General features: G+C 61.5%; 11 protein-coding genes. 4 read left to right on the forward strand and 7 right to left on the reverse strand.

Translation table 11 applies throughout. The features are described 5' to 3' along the window. Window positions 1–127: 127 nt before the first annotated feature. From preA to hydA, 3 genes are all read right to left on the reverse strand, one after another. Window positions 128–1,402, reverse strand: a complete 1,275-nt coding sequence (preA, locus tag HX875_RS29750) for an NAD-dependent dihydropyrimidine dehydrogenase subunit PreA (protein WP_010166807.1) — start codon at window positions 1,400–1,402, stop codon at window positions 128–130. After that, entirely contained in the window at window positions 1,402–2,769 is a 1,368-nt protein-coding gene (locus tag HX875_RS29755; RefSeq protein ID WP_177048262.1) for an NAD(P)-dependent oxidoreductase, read from the reverse strand. Before HX875_RS29755 ends, preA begins: the two co-directional genes overlap by 1 nt. A 162-nt stretch (window positions 2,770–2,931) precedes the next feature. Next, a complete protein-coding gene (hydA, locus tag HX875_RS29760) occupies window positions 2,932–4,371 on the reverse strand; it encodes a dihydropyrimidinase (RefSeq protein WP_177048265.1) in 1,440 nt (479 codons plus the stop codon). A 601-nt stretch (window positions 4,372–4,972) separates the two neighbouring features. Between hydA and HX875_RS29765 the strand changes: the two genes are divergently transcribed. The 3 genes from HX875_RS29765 to HX875_RS29775 all read left to right on the forward strand — a co-directional run bounded on the left by HX875_RS29765 (window position 4,973) and on the right by HX875_RS29775 (window position 8,949). After that, the gene (locus HX875_RS29765) at window positions 4,973–6,460 is read left to right on the forward strand and encodes an NCS1 family nucleobase:cation symporter-1 (protein ID WP_177048267.1); all 1,488 of its coding nucleotides are present in this window, start codon (window positions 4,973–4,975) and stop codon (window positions 6,458–6,460) included. Window positions 6,461–6,603: 143 nt separating this feature from the next. Further along, the gene (locus HX875_RS29770) at window positions 6,604–7,887 is read left to right on the forward strand and encodes a Zn-dependent hydrolase (RefSeq protein ID WP_177048269.1); all 1,284 of its coding nucleotides are present in this window, start codon (window positions 6,604–6,606) and stop codon (window positions 7,885–7,887) included. Window positions 7,888–8,496: 609 nt separating this feature from the next. Further along, window positions 8,497–8,949, forward strand: coding sequence for a hypothetical protein (locus tag HX875_RS29775; protein WP_177048271.1), 453 nt, complete (start codon window positions 8,497–8,499; stop codon window positions 8,947–8,949). A 98-nt stretch (window positions 8,950–9,047) separates the two neighbouring features. On the opposite strand, the gene HX875_RS29780 is transcribed toward HX875_RS29775, so the two are convergent. From HX875_RS29780 to HX875_RS29790, 3 genes are read right to left on the reverse strand one after another with little or no spacing between them, the layout of a single operon-like run. Continuing rightward, window positions 9,048–10,466, reverse strand: a complete 1,419-nt coding sequence (locus HX875_RS29780; protein WP_177048273.1) for an efflux transporter outer membrane subunit — start codon at window positions 10,464–10,466, stop codon at window positions 9,048–9,050. Next, window positions 10,450–11,616, reverse strand: coding sequence for an efflux RND transporter periplasmic adaptor subunit (locus HX875_RS29785; protein WP_177048275.1), 1,167 nt, complete (start codon window positions 11,614–11,616; stop codon window positions 10,450–10,452). The genes HX875_RS29780 and HX875_RS29785 overlap by 17 nt, the downstream gene beginning before the upstream one ends. After that, complete coding sequence (locus HX875_RS29790; protein WP_177048276.1) at window positions 11,606–14,827, reverse strand: efflux RND transporter permease subunit; 3,222 nt, start codon at window positions 14,825–14,827, stop codon at window positions 11,606–11,608. The genes HX875_RS29785 and HX875_RS29790 overlap by 11 nt, the downstream gene beginning before the upstream one ends. 215 nt (window positions 14,828–15,042) lie before the next feature. Here HX875_RS29790 and HX875_RS29795 point away from each other — a divergent pair, with 215 nt between their 5' ends. Beyond that, entirely contained in the window at window positions 15,043–15,453 is a 411-nt protein-coding gene (locus tag HX875_RS29795; protein WP_010166823.1) for a PA0061/PA0062 family lipoprotein, read from the forward strand. A gap of 4 nt (window positions 15,454–15,457) precedes the next feature. Here the strand turns inward: HX875_RS29795 and HX875_RS29800 are convergent, their stop codons facing one another. Further along, window positions 15,458–15,619 carry a hypothetical protein gene (locus HX875_RS29800; RefSeq protein WP_010166825.1) on the reverse strand — a complete coding sequence of 54 codons (162 nt, stop codon included), beginning with the start codon at window positions 15,617–15,619 and terminating at the stop codon, window positions 15,458–15,460. Window positions 15,620–15,832 lie beyond the last annotated feature (213 nt).

A 15,832-nucleotide genomic window follows, 5' to 3' on the forward strand; every position in this document is an offset into this window, starting at 1 on the left:
GTTAACCTCCCCCCGTAGCAGCTGTCGAGCCCAAGCGAGGCTGCGTAGGGCGCGACTCAGTCTCGGACCGTGGTGCGCCCTACGCAGCCTCGCTTAAGCTCGACAGCTGCTACGGTCATTGGGAGTGTTACACCGCTTCCCGGTAGGGATTACGTGGATCCTGCGTCCAGTTCAAAAACGGCTTCCCGGTATCCACCGGCACCATCTCGATACAGTCCGCCACCGGGCAGGTGATCTGGCACAGGTTGCACCCCACGCACTCATCATCGATCACCTCGTACTTATGCGTCCCATCCGCCTGCTTCAAGCTGGCAATCGCCTGGTGCGACGTATCCTCGCAAGCAATATGGCAGCGCCCACAGCCAATGCACGCTTCCTGATCGATCTTGGCGATCACCTGATAGTTGATATCCAGGTACTTCCAATCCGTCGTATTGCCCACCGCCCGCCCGGAAAACTCCTGCAGGCTGCTGTAACCCTGGCTGTCCATCCACCGCGAGAGCCCGTCCTTCATCTCTTCGACAATCCGAAACCCGTGCAGCATCGCCGCCGTGCACACCTGCACCGCGCCGCAACCCAGGGCCACGAATTCCGCCGCATCGCGCCAGTTGCCGATCCCGCCGATCCCGCAGATCGGCAAGCCTTGTGTCTGCGGATCCCGGGCAATTTCCGCCACCATGTTCAACGCAATCGGTTTCACCGCCGAGCCGCAGTAGCCACCGTGAGTGCTTTGGGTGCCCACCATCGGCAGGGCGACCATGCGCTCCAGGTCGACACTGGTGATGGAGTTAATGGTGTTGATCAGCGACACCGCATCCGCACCGCCGCGATACGCCGCACGGGCCGCGACGCGAATGTCGGTGATGTTTGGTGTGAGCTTGACGATCACCGGCAGCGAGCAATAGGTCTTGCACCAGCGCGTCACCTGTTCCACGTACTCCGGCACCTGGCCCACGGCCGCGCCCATGCCGCGTTCCGGCATACCGTGGGGGCAGCCGAAATTCAGCTCGATGCCGTCGCAACCGGTGGCTTCCACCAAGGGCAGGATGTGTTTCCAGGACTCTTCGACACACGGCACCATCAGCGACACGATCAGCGCGCGATCGGGCCAGTCCTTTTTCACCTGGGTGATTTCCCGCAGGTTGATCTCCAGGGACCGGTCGGTAATCAGCTCGATATTGTTGATGCCGAGCACTTCACGGTTCGCGCCAAAGTGTGCCGAATAACGTGACGAGACGTTGACCGCGGCCGGGTCTTCGCCGAGGGTTTTCCAAACCACGCCACCCCAGCCGGCTTCAAAGGCGCGGACCACGTTGTAGGCCTTGTCGGTGGGCGGCGCGGAGGCCAGCCAGAACGGATTGGGGGCTTTGATACCGGCGAACACAATCGAGAGATCGGCCATTACGCAGCCTCCACATTCAGCATGAGTTGGGCGTGCATGGCTTCAGCGGCCAGCTTGCCGTGTTGCACGGCCTGGACGGTGAGGTCCTGGCCGAGGCTGACGCAATCGCCGCCGGCATACACACCGGGAATGCTGGTGCGCAGCTGTTCGTTGACGAAGATGCGATCGCCCTGGCGTTGCAGTTGGTGGGCCAGCGGGTCGTGCAGGGCCTCGTCATCGAAGCCCTGGCCGATGGCCTTGAAGATGGCGTCGGCGGCCAGTTCGAAGGTCTCACCGGTGGCTTGCAGGCGGCCATCCACCCTGCGGGTGCGGGCGAAGCGCATGCCGCGCACATGGCCCTGGTCGTCGAGCAGCACTTCTTCGGGCTGGGCCCAGGTCAGCAGACGCACCTGGTTGGCTTTGGCGATGTCCTGTTCGTGGCCAGTGGCGCCCATTTCAGCCAGGCCACGGCGGTACACCAGATTCACATCGCGGGCCCCGAGGCGGGCCATTTGCACGGCCATGTCGATGGCGGTGTTGCCGGCGCCAAGGACGATGCAGCGGTCGGCCAGGGGCAGTTGGCTGAGGTCATCGGCCTGGCGCAGTTCGCGGATGTAGTCGGTGGCGGCGAGCAGGCCGGGGGCGTCCTCGTGCGGCAGGCCGAGCTGTTTGCTGGCGGCCAGGCCGAGACCGAGGAACACCGCGTCGAATTGCTTATGCAGTTCGCTCAAGGTCAGGTTGTCGCCCAGGCGCTGGCCGTGGCGGATTTCGATGCCGCCGATCTGCAGCAGGAAATCCAGTTCCTTTTGCGCGAAGTCATCCACCAGTTTGTACTTGGCGATCCCGTATTCATTCAGGCCGCCGGCTTTTTCCCGGGCTTCGAAAATCACCACGTCGTGGCCGTGCAGGGCGCTGCGATGGGCGCAGGACAACCCCGCCGGCCCGGCGCCGACCACGGCGATGCGCTTGCCGGTGGGCGTGGCGCGCTGGAATGGGTGTTCGCTGAAGTGCGCGTTATCCACCGCGTAACGCTGTAGCAAACCGATCAGCACCGGGGCGCATTCCTCGGCGTTGTTGCGCACGCAGGCTTGCTGGCAAAGGATTTCCGTTGGGCAGACCCGGGCGCAACTGCCGCCGAGGATGTTTGCCGAGAGAATCTTCTGCGCGGCGCCCTGGACGTTCTCCGTGTGGATATTGCGGATGAACGAGGGGATGTCGATCTCGCTGGGGCATGCGTTGACGCAGGGTGCGTCGTAGCAGTACAGGCAGCGCGAGGCTTCCAGTTGGGCTTGCCGGGCATTGAGCGGCGGCGCCAGGTCGGTGAAATGCGCGGCGAGTGCGGCCGCATCTTCATGGGGGTGTGGAAGATGGTTCAGGGTCTGGATCACGGTAGTGGCCTCACGGTTTTTGAGGTGCTGCCTCTGGTGGGCAGTGGTTTTTTTATTGCCTGTACCGGCCTCATCGCAGGCAAGCCAGCTCCCACATCTGGAAGTATTCACAGCTCAAAAATGTGGGAGCCGGGCTTGCCCGCGATAGGCCGAAGGCCGCTGTCAGCGTTTCACAGCAACCGGCCTGGAACGCTCCGCCCGCTTGCTCAACTGTTCAAACACCGCCGGATACGCCGGCCGTTCGATGTACCGCCCCGCACCACGCTCGGCGCGCAAATCCCCATCGGCCCAGACCAGCTTGCCCTGGCTGATGGTGTGGCTCGGCACGCCGCGCACGGTCTTGCCTTCGAAGATGTTGAAGTCGACTTTCTGATGGTGGGTCTTCGCGGAAATGGTCCGGGTGCCTTCCGGGTCCCACAGCACCAGGTCTGCATCGGCACCCACGCGAATCGCCCCTTTGCGCGGGTACAGGTTGAAGATCTTCGCCGTGTTGGTGGACGTCAGCGCCACAAACTCCTGCATCGACAAGCGCCCGGTGTTCACGCCTTCATCCCACAGCAGCGCCATGCGGTCTTCGATACCGGCAGTGCCATTGGGGATCTTGCTGAAGTCATCACGCCCGGCGGCTTTCTGCTCGGCGCAGAAGCAGCAATGGTCGGTGGCGGTGGTGTGCAGGTTGCCCGATTGCAGGCCGTGCCACAGCGCCTCCTGATGCCCGCGCGGGCGGAAGGGCGGGCTCATCACGTAGCCGGCAGCGGTCTGCCAGTCGGGGTGTTGATACACGCTGTCGTCCAGCAGCAGATGCCCGGCCAAGACTTCGCCGTACACCGGCTGGCCCTTGCTGCGGGCGTAGGTGATTTCATCCAGCGCTTCCTTGGTGGAAACGTGCACCAGGTACAACGGCGTGCCGATGGTCTCGGCAATCCGGATCGCCCGGCTGGCGGCTTCGCCTTCCACTTGCGAAGGCCGCGATAACGGATGTGCTTCAGGCCCGGTAATACCCTGGGCCATCAGCTTGCGTTGCAGGTGATACACCAGCTCGCCGTTTTCGGCATGCACTGTCGGCACCGCGCCCAGTTCCAGGCAGCGCTCGAAGCTCGCCACCAGGGTGTCGTCGGCGGCCATGATCGCGTTCTTGTAGGCCATGAAATGCTTGAAGCTGTTGATGCCGTGGTGGCTGACCAGCTCGGCCATTTCCTCGCGAACCTGCTCGCTCCACCAGGTAATGGCCACGTGAAAACCGTAGTCCGACGCCGACTTCTCGGCCCAGCCGCGCCACTGATGGAAAGCTTCCAGCAGGGATTGCTGCGGGTTGGGAATCACAAAGTCGATGATCGACGTGGTGCCGCCCGCCAACCCCGCCGCCGTGCCGCTGAAAAAGTCTTCACTGGCCACGGTGCCCATGAAGGGCAGTTGCATATGGGTATGGGGATCGATGCCGCCGGGCATCAGGTATTGGCCGCTGCCATCGAGTATCTCGGTGCCGGCGGGAATATCCAGGTCGGTGCCAATGGCGCGGATTAGACCGTCTGCGCATAAAACATCGGCTCGATAACTTTCATCATGGGTAATAACGGTAGCGCCACGGATCAACAGCGACATGTCGAGTTCCTCACAGGCTTGACCGGCTTGTGCCAGTTCTAAGTGTTGTAATGCATCGCGCCGCCGGGAAGTTAATTCCTGTCAGCGGTGACAGGAATAGAAACTAGCCCGAGTTTTTCGAATGAGCAAGAATATTTTTTATAAGCTTATATCTGTATTAACTTGTTGAATTTAAACGATAAAAAATAAAAATCACCAAAATGTAGCGGCCTCTCACCATTTTGACGCACTTGACAGGTTCCCAATATGAGCAACATTTCTTATTGCAAATCAGACGCTTGAGACATGCCTCTTGACGGGGGCAGGAAATAAAAATAATTGTGTTGCACCAGATTGAGTCCTGATGGTTCGGACAACTTCTGCGTTATTTGGCCTGAGTAACGCTGAAAGTAACGAAGGGCTTTTCGGTCGAGACAATAAAGCTGATAAACATCAGCGAGTTATATAAGCGGTGCGGGCAGGGCGACGGTTTACGGCACGGTTATTGAGTGCGGTGGCGGTTGGCCGGGTCCCGGATGTCATGTTGTCAACGAGGTACTCCGGCCATCCTGTGCGTGTCACGGGATGAGCAAAAATAATTCGAAAAAACCGTGGAGCGGCCATGCAACAGAACAGATCGCAAGTCATTGAGCGCAACGGCCTGTACGAACTCGACGCCGGCCCCGACGTCCTCGACAGCCCCCGCTACAACCACGACATGGCACCGACCAAGGTGCGCGAACGCACCTGGAACAAGTGGCACATCACCGCGCTGTGGATCGGCATGTCGGTGTGCGTGCCGACCTACACCCTGGGTGGCGTGCTCACCGCGTACTTCGGGTTGTCGGTGGGCGAGGCGCTGATGGCGATCTTGCTGGCCAATATCGTGGTGCTGGTCCCGCTGACCCTCAACGCTTTCCCCGGCACCAAGTACGGCATTCCGTTCCCGGTGTTGCTGCGCTCGTCCTTCGGCGTGCTGGGTTCCAACGTGCCATGCCTGATCCGTGCCCTGGTGGCGTGCGGCTGGTTTGGTATCCAGACGATGTTTGGCGGCCTGGCCATTCACCTGTTCCTGGGTTCGATTTTCGAAGGCTGGAAATCCCTCGGTGGCACCGGTGAAGTGATCGGTTTCATGATCTTCTGGACGCTGAACCTGTGGGTGGTATTGCGCGGCGCCGAATCGATCAAATGGCTGGAAACCCTGTCGGCACCGTTGCTGGTGGCGGTGGGTATCGGGCTGCTGGTGTGGGCATTGCCGAATGTCTCGCTGACCGAGCTGATGGCGATCCCGCCCAAACGCCCCGAGGGCGCAAGCCTTACCGGCTACTTCATGGCGGGCCTCACGGCGATGGTAGGTTTCTGGGCCACCTTGTCGTTGAACATTCCCGACTTCAGCCGCTACGCCAAGAGCCAGAAAGACCAGATCCTCGGGCAGATTTTCGGCCTGCCGCTGACCATGTTCCTGTTCGCCGCCCTCGGCGTGATCATGACCGCCGCCTCGGTAAAACTGGTGGGCGTCAGCGTCTCCGACCCGGTGACCCTGATCGGCCATATCCAGAGCCCGGTGTGGGTGGCCGTGGCCATGGCGCTGATCATCATCGCCACCTTGTCCACCAACACCGCGGCGAACATCGTCTCGCCCACCAACGACTTCCAGAACATCGCGCCCAAGCTGATCAACCGCACCACGGCGGTGGTGTTGACCGGTCTGGTAGGCCTTGCATTGATGGCCCATGAATTGCTGAAAAAGCTCGGGCTGATCATCTCGGACGTGAGCCTGGAGACCGTCTATTCCAACTGGCTGCTGGGTTACTCAAGCCTGCTGGGGCCGATTGCCGGGATCATGGTGGTGGACTATTTCATCATCAAGAAACAGCAACTGGACCTTGCCGGGTTGTACCGCGATGACGTTTACCCGGCGTGGAACTGGCATGGCTTCCTCGCGTTTGGGGTGCCGGTGGTGCTGACATTGCTGTCCCTGGGTAGTGATGCATTCAGCTGGTTCTACAGCTATGGCTGGTTCACCGGCTCGGCGTTGGGCGGGTTGTTGTATTACGCCCTGTGCATGAAGCGCGGCGCCCGCGTAGTCGCCGTAAAGACACCTTTGTGAACACGGTCAATGTGGGAGCTGGCTTGCCTGCGATGGCATCGACCCGGTGCAACTGAAAGACCGCGTCGCCCGCATCGCAGGCAAGCCAGCTCCCACAGTTAACCGAGTCGATTCATATAAAAAAGTAGCCTGAGGAGATCCCCATGAACGCTGCCGTAGACGTTCTGCAATCCACCCATCAGCACATCAACCGCGACCGTTTGTGGCTGTCCCTGATGGAACTCGCCAAGCTCGGCGCTACGCCCAAGGGCGGCGTGTGCCGCCTGGCCCTCACCGACCTCGACCGCCAGGCCCGCGACCTGTTTGTGAGGTGGTGCGAGGAGGCCGGCTGCACCGTGACCATCGATGGCGTGGGCAATATCTTCGCCCGCCGGCCGGGGCGCAATCCCAAGCTACCGCCGGTGATGACCGGCAGCCATATCGACACCCAGCCAACCGGCGGCAAGTTTGATGGCTGTTTTGGTGTGCTGGCAGGCGTTGAGGTGTTGCGAACCCTCAATGACCTGAAAGTGGAAACCGAAGCGCCGCTGGAAGTGGTGGTGTGGACCAACGAAGAAGGCTCGCGCTTTGCGCCCTGCATGATGGGCTCCGGCGTGTTTGCCGAGAAATTTACCCTGGCAGATACACTGGCCAAGACCGACGCCGACGGCGTGACGGTAGGCGATGCGCTGAACGCCATTGGCTACGCCGGCTCCCGCCCGGTGAGCGGGCACAAGGTGGGCGCGTATTTCGAGGCGCATATCGAGCAAGGTCCGATTCTTGAGGATGAAAAGAAAACCATCGGCGTGGTGCTGGGCGCCCTTGGGCAGAAATGGTTCGACCTGAAACTGCGCGGGGTTGAGGCACATGCGGGACCGACGCCAATGCACTTGCGCAAGGATGCCCTGGTGGGCGCTGCTGCCGTGGTGGCTGCGGTTAACGCCGCTGCGTTGGGCCATCAGCCACACGCCTGTGGCACCGTCGGTTGCCTGCAAGCGTATCCGGGCTCACGCAACGTGATTCCCGGCGAAGTGCGCATGACCCTGGACTTCCGTCATCTGGAACCGGCGCGGCTGGACTCGATGATTGCGCAGGTAAGCAAAGTGATCGACGAGACCTGCGCCAAGCACGGCCTCACGTTCGAGATGACACCCACCGCTGACTTCCCGCCGTTGTACTTCGACAAAGGCTGCGTGGATGCCGTGCGGGATGCGGCCAATGGCTTGGGCCTGTCGAACATGGACATTGTGAGCGGGGCAGGGCATGACGCGATTTTCGTCGCGGAACTGGGGCCGGCGGGGATGATCTTTGTGCCGTGTGAGGGTGGTATCAGCCATAACGAAATCGAGAACGCCGCGCCGGATGATCTGGCGGCGGGGTGTGCGGTGTTGTTGCGCGCGATGGTGGCGGCATCACAGGCGATTGCCAGCGGCAAGCTCGCCGCCTGAGCCATCCGGCTTCACTCCTCTCAACTGTGGGAGCCGGGCTTGCCCGCGATAGCAGTGTTTCAGACACAGTAGCGGTGCCTGACACTCCGTCATCGCGGGCAAGCCCGGCTCCCACAGTTAAAAGGTCAGCTCACGGCTACCGTCACACCCACCACCCGATCTACAAGCAATTGCACGCCTTCCACATTGAAGGTGGCAGCTGTACGCGGAGTGAGAAAACCAAGACCCCAGGAGCTTGGCCACGCCGAAGCGTGCCCGCGCACAGCCGCCATAACAGCGAGCACAGAAAAAGCGCCTGCACTGTATACGGCGGGCGCTTTTGCGCCAATGGAGTCATTCGGATTTCTCACGTCCGGTCGCTGAATTGGCAGCGACCGACGAAGACTAGTGGGCCCCGTTCCGACCAGCAATCCGAAAGAAACGTAGGAAATATGTCGTTTCGAGGGTGCGTTGTAAGGTGTGTCCTGCTCTTTTGTAAGACATCTCTTTTGTTCCTTGATCTCTCATCGTCCCGGCCTTTCAGTGTTAGGTTCCGCCACGCGAGTATCTAAGTGCGGGGAAATCGCTCGATGAGCGTCGACCAATATTGGATCAAGGAAGGAATCAGGTATGCCAGGTTCAGGAACTACTAGAAAGTCGGTTTACTCCGTTGTCACTACGATCTTGCTGGCGCTGTGCCTGGTGTATATCGGCGGTGAATGGCTGCTTTCTCCGGGGCGCCCGCAATTGACAGAGGTTGTGCTGCGACTGCCACTTGGCGGTGACGGGGCCGTTTATGGCGTCAAGGATGATCGTGGAGGTGCAACTGTTCCGTTCAGCTATCGATATTACGTTTACCGCAACCTGGAGGACGATAGTGAAATATTGGCTGCGTTGAGAGATGCCAGTCCATTTCTCGTTACGAGTGACGCAGCGGCAAAGATTGATGTTCAGGGCGCTGCGATTACTGTGTCCGTGGCGGGAGAGGTATCTGACTATCACAGCAGTACGCTGTATCGACATGCCAATGGCAGTGATTACACCGTGGTGAGTGTTTTTTTGAATAGTCGGCCGGAAGGCTGAAATGGGCGGTGGCTCAGTCTAGATATGTTTGACTGATCCACCGTCATCGCAGGCAAGCCAGCTCCCACATTTGATCCAGGGTGGGCTCGAGACTTGTATCAGGCGTCGGGCTTCCAGCCGCCGCCCAGCGCCGTCACCAACCCCACACTCGCCTGCAACTGCCGCGTCTGCACTGCCTGCAAAGTCCTCTGCGCCTGCAACGCCGCCGTCTGCGCTGTCACCACATCCAGGTAACTCACCGCACCCGCCTGATAACTGTTCATCGCCAGCGCCTGCGTGTGCTCGGCGGCGTTCGCGGCGGCCTGTTCGTCCATCGCTTCCTGCTGCAAATCACGCAGTTGTCCAAGGTTATCTTCCACCTCACGCACCGCCCGCAAAACCTGGCTGCGGTAATGCGCCGAAGCCTCTTCAAACTCGGCCTTGGCCTGGCGCTCATTGGCGCTCAACCGCCCGCCATCGAAGATCGGCAGGTTGACCAACGGCCCCAGCGCCCAATACCGATTGGCCGCCGAGAACAGGTTGCCGACGCCTTGGGTCTGCCCGCCAATCAACCCGGTCAAGCTGAAGTCCGGGTACCACGCGGCCTTCGCCACACCGATATTCGCGTTGGCTGCAAACACCCGTCGCTCCGCCGCCGCAATATCCGGGCGACGTTGCAGCAGGTGGCTGGGCAGCTGTTGCGGAATCCCTGGCAACGCGATCAATTGTTTGCTCGGCGGCAGTTGGAATTCGCTGGCGGACACGCCCACCAGTTCACCAATCGCATGCTCGGTAAGGTTGCGCTGACCGCGTACATCATCCAGCTGCGCCTCGGCTTCAGCCAGTTGGTTCTGCGCGCGGGTCAGGTCGAGTTCCGAGGCGATCTGCCCTTCATACCGGCTGCGGGTCAGTTGCAATGCCTGGCCAAAATCATCCAGGGAACTGCTGAGAATCCGGCTCTGGGCATCCAGCCCGTTGAGCTGTACGTACAGCGTCGCCAGCTGATGCTGCAGGCTCAGGCGTGCCACCGCCAAATCGTCCCCGGAGGCTTGCGCCTGGGCGTCACCCGCTGCCACCTGGTTGCGGATTTTGCCCCACAGGTCCAGATCAAAACTCAGGGCAAAACCGGCCGTGTTGCTGTTGTACACCGAAGGCTGGGTATCACCCCGCAGTGGCCGGCTGTCCGATTGCCGCTGGCGCAACGGCTGTGCACTGGCGGTGATCTGCGGGAACAACCCGGCATGCAGCTGGCTGGCATAGGCCTGGGACGCATCGAAATGCGCCAGCGCCGCCGCCAGGTCCGGGTTGGCCTTGAGCAGTTGTTCCTGCAGGTCATCCAGGCGCTGGTCCTGATACAGCTGCCACCACTTCGGCGCCAGTTGGTCGGACGGCTGTGCGCTGTGCCACGGGCCGTCGCTGGTCTGTTCGCGGTACTTGGTAGGCAGGTCGATGGTCGGCGCCTTGTAGGTGGGCGCCAGCGAGCAACCGTGCAGTGCCACCAATACCAAGGCCGCGAGGGGTTTAAGCCTTGGGCGCATGGGCACCTCCGGCGTCGGCCATTTGCACGGCGTCGCCTTCGCGCAGGGCGTCGGGCGGGTTGTCGACCACGCGGTCGGCGGGTTTCAGGCCCTGGTCGATCACCAGGCGTTCGCCGAGATCGAGGCCGATGTGGATGTCTTGCAGGTGCACGTGGTTCTTCGCATCCAGGACCGCGACCTGGGTGCCTTGGGCCCGGAAGATCAGGGCGCTGGCCGGGATGCTGACGCCGTGGGTGTCCGCCGGAATCGCCAGGGTGGCTTCGGCGTAGTCGCCGGGCAGCAACTTGCCGTCGGGATTGTCGGCCACGAACTGCGCGAGCAGGGTGCCGGAGCGGCGGTCGATGGCGGTGGAGTCGCCCATCAGTTTGGCGCTGAAGTGTTCGCCGGGATGCTCGGGCACCGTCAGTTGGGCGGCCAGCCCCGGATGAATCACCGCTGCATAGTTCTGCGGCACTGGCACGTAGAGGCGCAGTTGGTGGGTGTCGGCGATGTCGAACAGTTCCGGATCGCTGTCGCTGTCGGCCTTGATCAACTGTCCGATGTCGGTGTTGCGCGCGGTGATCACACCGGCGAACGGTGCGCGGATGGTCTTGTAGTCTTCCAGCGCCGAGAGCCGCGCATAGTCGGCCTCGGCGGCCTGGGCGTTGGCCTTGGCGGCCAGGGCGTTGGAGGTTTTTTCATCGGCCTCCTGGCGCGATACCGAATGGCTGTCCAGCAGGTTTTTCCAGCGGGTGGCGGTGGTTTCCGCCAGGCGTGCGTTGGCCTGTTCCTGGACCATGCGGGCGTGGGTTTGCGCCACTTGCTGGTCGAGGTCAGGGCTGTCGATCTCGGCCAGGATCTGCCCGGCCTTGACCTGGCTGCCGATGTCGACTTTCCAGTCTTTCAGATAACCGCTGACCCGCGCATGAATCGGTGCCTTGCTCCAGGCTTCCAGGTGCGCGGGCAGGCGCAGGGTGTCGCCGGCTGCGTTCTGTTTTGGCTGGAATACCAGCACTTGCGGCACAGCGGCGGTTTCGGTCCAGGCAGTGACGGATTTTTCATGCATCGTACGGGCGTGCAGGCCGTTGGCGACCAACAGGGCGGCCAGTGTCAGGCCGCCGACACCCATGAGCATCAGACGCTTGCGCGAGGGTTTGTGATCAGACGACATGTGGGGTTTCTCCAGCAGCAGCGCGAGTAGGGTGACGACCGTGGACCAGGCTGAAGACCACGGGTACAAACAGCAAAGTGGCAGTGGTGGCAAGGATCAGGCCGCCGATCACGGCACGGCCCAGCGGCGCGTTTTGTTCTTCGGACAAGGCCAGCGGCAACATGCCGATGATCATCGCCAGGGCGGTCATGCACACCGGGCGGAAGCGGGTGTAGCCGGCTTCCAGTGCGGCCTTGAGGGCATCGCCGTGTTCGGCCAGGCGCTCTCGGCAGAAGCTCACCACCAGGATCGAGTTGGCGGTGGCCACGCCCATACAGAGGATGGCCCCCGTGAGTGCCGGCACCGATAACGAGGTGCCGCTGAGGAACAGCATCCACACGATGCCCGCCAGGGCCGCCGGGAGCGCGGTGATAATCACGAACGGGTCGGTCCACGACTGGAAGTTGACCACGATCAGCAGGTAGATCAGCACCACCGCGCCGAGCAGGCCGAAGCTCAAGCCGTTGAACGCTTCATGCAGCGCATCGATCTGCCCGTGCAGGCTGATGGTCGCGCCTTTGGGGCGCATCGGGGCCATGTCATTCAGCACCTTTTGCACGTCGCTGGCGACGCCGCCGAGGTCGCGGCCTTGCACGTTGGCGTACAGGTCCAGGGTCGGTTCGATGTTGTAGTGGGTCACCACCGCCGGGCTTTGCACGCGGGAGATGGTCGCCACGCCGCCGAGGATCTGCGACTGGCCATCGGCACCGGTCACCGGCAGCGCTTCCAGGGACGGCAGGCTGTCGAGACGGTATTGCGGGGTTGCAGCCACGATCGAATACGACACGCCGTTGGCCGGGTTGAGCCAGAAGGTCGGCGCGGTTTGCGAGCTGCCGGCCAGGGACGCGACCATGCTGTTGGTCACGTCACGCTCGGTGATGCCCAGGCCGTTGGCGCGCATCCGGTCCACGTTGACTTGCAGCGACGGGTAGCCGGTGGACTGCTGGATACGCAGGTCGGCGATGCCCGGTATGTGTTTCAGGCGACGTTCCAGTTCGATGGCGTAGGCGCGGTTTTCTTCATCGCTGCGCCCGGAGATTTTCACGTCCAGCGGCGCCGGTGAACCGAAGTTGAGGATCTGGCTGCTGATGTCGGCCGGCAGGAACGCGAACTGGCTGCCGGGGAAACTTTCCGGCAGGGCTTCACGCAGTTTTTTCACGTAGTCGGCGGTGGGCGCATGGTCTTTTTTCAGGGTGACCTGGATATCGCCGTCCTGTGGGCCGATGGTGCCGCTGCTGCTGTAGGCCATGTCGATGCCGCTCAGCGGGATGCCGATGTTGTCGACGATGGTGTCCAGCTCGTCTGCCGGCACAATCTCGCGAATCCGCGCTTCAATCCGGTCAAACGCCGCCGCGCTTTCTTCAATCCGCGTGCCCAATGGCAAGCGTACGTGCAGCGCCATGGCGCCTGCGTCGGTGGCCGGAAAGAAGTCCTGGCCCAGGCTTGGCAGCAGCAGGAACGAGGCCAGGATGCACGCCAGGAAGCCCACGATGAAACGCTTGCGCGCACCCAGGGCCAGGGTCAGCAGGCCGTGGTAAACGTCCCGCACGTTGGAGAAGTGACGCTCGAAACCCTGCTGGAAATTCAGTACCGATTGCAGCACGGCATTGCGCTGGGGTTTGTGCTGGTCGCCCTCGTGGTGGTTGATGAATTCATCTTCCGGGTGATGACCTTCGCCTCGCTCCGGCACGTGCGGCTTGAGCAGGAACATTGCCAGGGTCGGCACCAGGGTGCGCGAAAGGATGAACGAGCTGGCCATGGCGAAAATCACCGCCAACGCCATCGGGCGGAACAGGTAGCCGGCGATACCTTGCAGCATGAACATCGGCACAAACACGATGCAGATGCACAGCAGGGACACGAACGCCGGGCCTACGATTTGCTTGGCGCCGTCGAGGATCGCGTCCTTCACCGCCTTGCCTTGTTCCAGGTGCCAGTTGATGTTCTCGATGGTCACTGTGGCGTCGTCCACCAGGATCCCCACCGCCAACGCCAGCCCGCCGAGGGTCATGACATTGAGGGTTTGCCCGGTGGCTGCCAGCAGCGCGATGGCCGACAGCACCGCCAGGGGAATCGAGGCGGCAATGATGATGGTCGAGCGCCAGCTGCCGAGGAACAGCAGGATCATCGCACTGGTCAGCAGGGCCGCAATGATGCCTTCCTGGGCCACGCTGCCCACCGACTGTTTGACGAACACCGAGGCGTCGCCCAGCAGCGAGGTCTTCAGCGAAGGCGGCAGGGTTTCATTGATGCGCGGCAGCATCTGGCGGATGCCGTCGATGATCGACAGGGTGGAGATGCTGCCGTTTTTCAAGGCCGGCATCAGCACTGCACGGTGGCCGTCGACGCGCACGATGTTGGTCTGCGGCGGCGAGCCGTCACGCACGTGGGCCACCTGGCCGATGGTGATGATCGCACCGTCGACCGTCTTGATCGGCAGGTCGTTGAGCTCATCAATCGCCTTGGGGCTGTTGTTGAGCAAAATCGTGTATTCGTTGGGGCCGAGTTTGGCGGTACCCACGGGGATGATCTGGTTCTGCAAGGCCAGCGCGTTGCCCACGTCTTGCGCCGACAGGCCTTTGGCGGCCAGCGCCTGCGGGTCAAGGTCGAGGGTGATCTGGCGTTGCTTGCCGCCCATTGGCGTGGGCATGGCCAGGCCGGGCAGGGCGCTCAAAGGCAGGCGGATATTGTTCTGCACCAGGTCGCGGATCTTCGCTTCCGACAGGCTGGGGCTGGAGAACGCCATCTGCAGGATCGGCACCGTGGAGGCGCTGTAGTTGAGGATCAGCGGTGGGGTGATGCCCGGTGGCATCTGCTTGAGCACGGTTTGTGACACCGCTGTTACCTGGGCGTTGGCGGTGCGGATATCCACGCCGGGCTGGAAGAAAATCTTCACGATGCCCATGCCGGGTAACGACTGCGATTCAATGTGTTCGATGTCGTTGACGGTGGTACTCAGGGAGCGTTCGTAGGTGTAGATCACGCGACCGGCCATGGCGTCCGGAGACAGGCCGTTGTACTGCCAAACCACCGCGACGACGGGGATGCCAATATCGGGAAATACGTCAGTGGGGGTACGCAAGGCCGCCATGGGCCCAATGATGCAGATGAAAATTGCCAGCACGATAAACGTGTAGGGCTTGAGCAGTGCGGTCTTTACCAGCCCGAGCATGCCGTAACCTCCAAAGGAGTTGGATTGCAAACGCTCGCAGTCTTGACGGACCCACCTAACACGCACCTTTCAGCCAGGTGAAGGAACATTTAGTTAACGGCTGAAGATCCTTTCATATGTATTCATTTGTTCAATAATGGTGACAGTACCAAGCTGGATACCGATCGAACGGAAGTCGTTTTTCCGCTCACTCTTTATCCATTTGGAGTTCTGCCATGTCTCTTAAACCCTTGTTGTTGATCCCGGCCTTGAGTGCGGTCCTGCTGTTGTCGGCGTGCGCCGGCCCGATTCCGAAAGCGGACCCGAGCGAAGCCTGGATCGGCCTGCAAGAAGAGGCGCCCAACGACCTGATGGCCGAGCGGGTAGACGGGAAAAACATTGATGATGGTCGCTACTTCGAAGTGAAACCCGGCGCTCATCGCCTGGATGTCACCTTGTTTGAAGAAGAGGCGGGGGATGACAACCAGCAGGATTGTCGCGGGCATGTCACCTACGGCAACTTCAAGGCGGGCGAGCATTACACCCTGGTGGAATCCAGCCTTGGTACCACGGTACGCGCCGAGTTGAAGGACAGCCACGGCAAGGAACTGGCGCAGACCGAAGACTTCAGTTGCATGCCTGGCTAAGGCCTCAGGCGTGATGCCCGGCGGGTTTGTGCAGCTTGCCGGGTGCTGCGGGTTTTACCTGTGGGTGATGGTGCCGGCGGGTCACGCGCATCACGCCCCAGAGCATGGCGGCGGCCACTGCCAGCCAGCCACAGATCAAAAGCAGAATCGTTGTTGTCAGGCTCATAAGTGCCTCCTTTCGCCCGGTACAGGGCACACACTGTCTTCTCAATGGACAGTCTAGCTATCCGCAGGTTGCCTGCTATTGACCAATGGTCGTGTGCGTCCAACTTGTTTGCTCTATGGCGGGCCTTTTACTGCGCTGCAAGGCTATACCCGCGCCCCGGAGCATCCTATGATCAGGGCCCACGTTGGCCGTTGATCAAGTGAGTGACGAAGT

Origin of the sequence: Pseudomonas yamanorum (assembly GCF_013386765.1) — a bacterium.
GTDB classification, from domain to species: Bacteria; Pseudomonadota; Gammaproteobacteria; order Pseudomonadales; family Pseudomonadaceae; genus Aquipseudomonas; species Aquipseudomonas yamanorum_A.

What these genes read in the sequence shown, in the direction of transcription:
- HX875_RS29765 (WP_177048267.1), top strand. Translation starts at nt 4,973, where the DNA reads ATGCAACAGAACAGATCGCAAGTCATTGAGCGCAACGGCCTGTACGAA.
- HX875_RS29800 (WP_010166825.1), bottom strand. Translation starts at nt 15,619, where the DNA reads ATGAGCCTGACAACAACGATTCTGCTTTTGATCTGTGGCTGGCTGGCA.
- preA (WP_010166807.1), bottom strand. Translation starts at nt 1,402, where the DNA reads ATGGCCGATCTCTCGATTGTGTTCGCCGGTATCAAAGCCCCCAATCCG.
- HX875_RS29770 (WP_177048269.1), top strand. Translation starts at nt 6,604, where the DNA reads ATGAACGCTGCCGTAGACGTTCTGCAATCCACCCATCAGCACATCAAC.
- HX875_RS29795 (WP_010166823.1), top strand. Translation starts at nt 15,043, where the DNA reads ATGTCTCTTAAACCCTTGTTGTTGATCCCGGCCTTGAGTGCGGTCCTG.
- hydA (WP_177048265.1), bottom strand. Translation starts at nt 4,371, where the DNA reads ATGTCGCTGTTGATCCGTGGCGCTACCGTTATTACCCATGATGAAAGT.
- HX875_RS29790 (WP_177048276.1), bottom strand. Translation starts at nt 14,827, where the DNA reads ATGCTCGGGCTGGTAAAGACCGCACTGCTCAAGCCCTACACGTTTATC.
- HX875_RS29775 (WP_177048271.1), top strand. Translation starts at nt 8,497, where the DNA reads ATGCCAGGTTCAGGAACTACTAGAAAGTCGGTTTACTCCGTTGTCACT.
- HX875_RS29785 (WP_177048275.1), bottom strand. Translation starts at nt 11,616, where the DNA reads ATGTCGTCTGATCACAAACCCTCGCGCAAGCGTCTGATGCTCATGGGT.
- HX875_RS29780 (WP_177048273.1), bottom strand. Translation starts at nt 10,466, where the DNA reads ATGCGCCCAAGGCTTAAACCCCTCGCGGCCTTGGTATTGGTGGCACTG.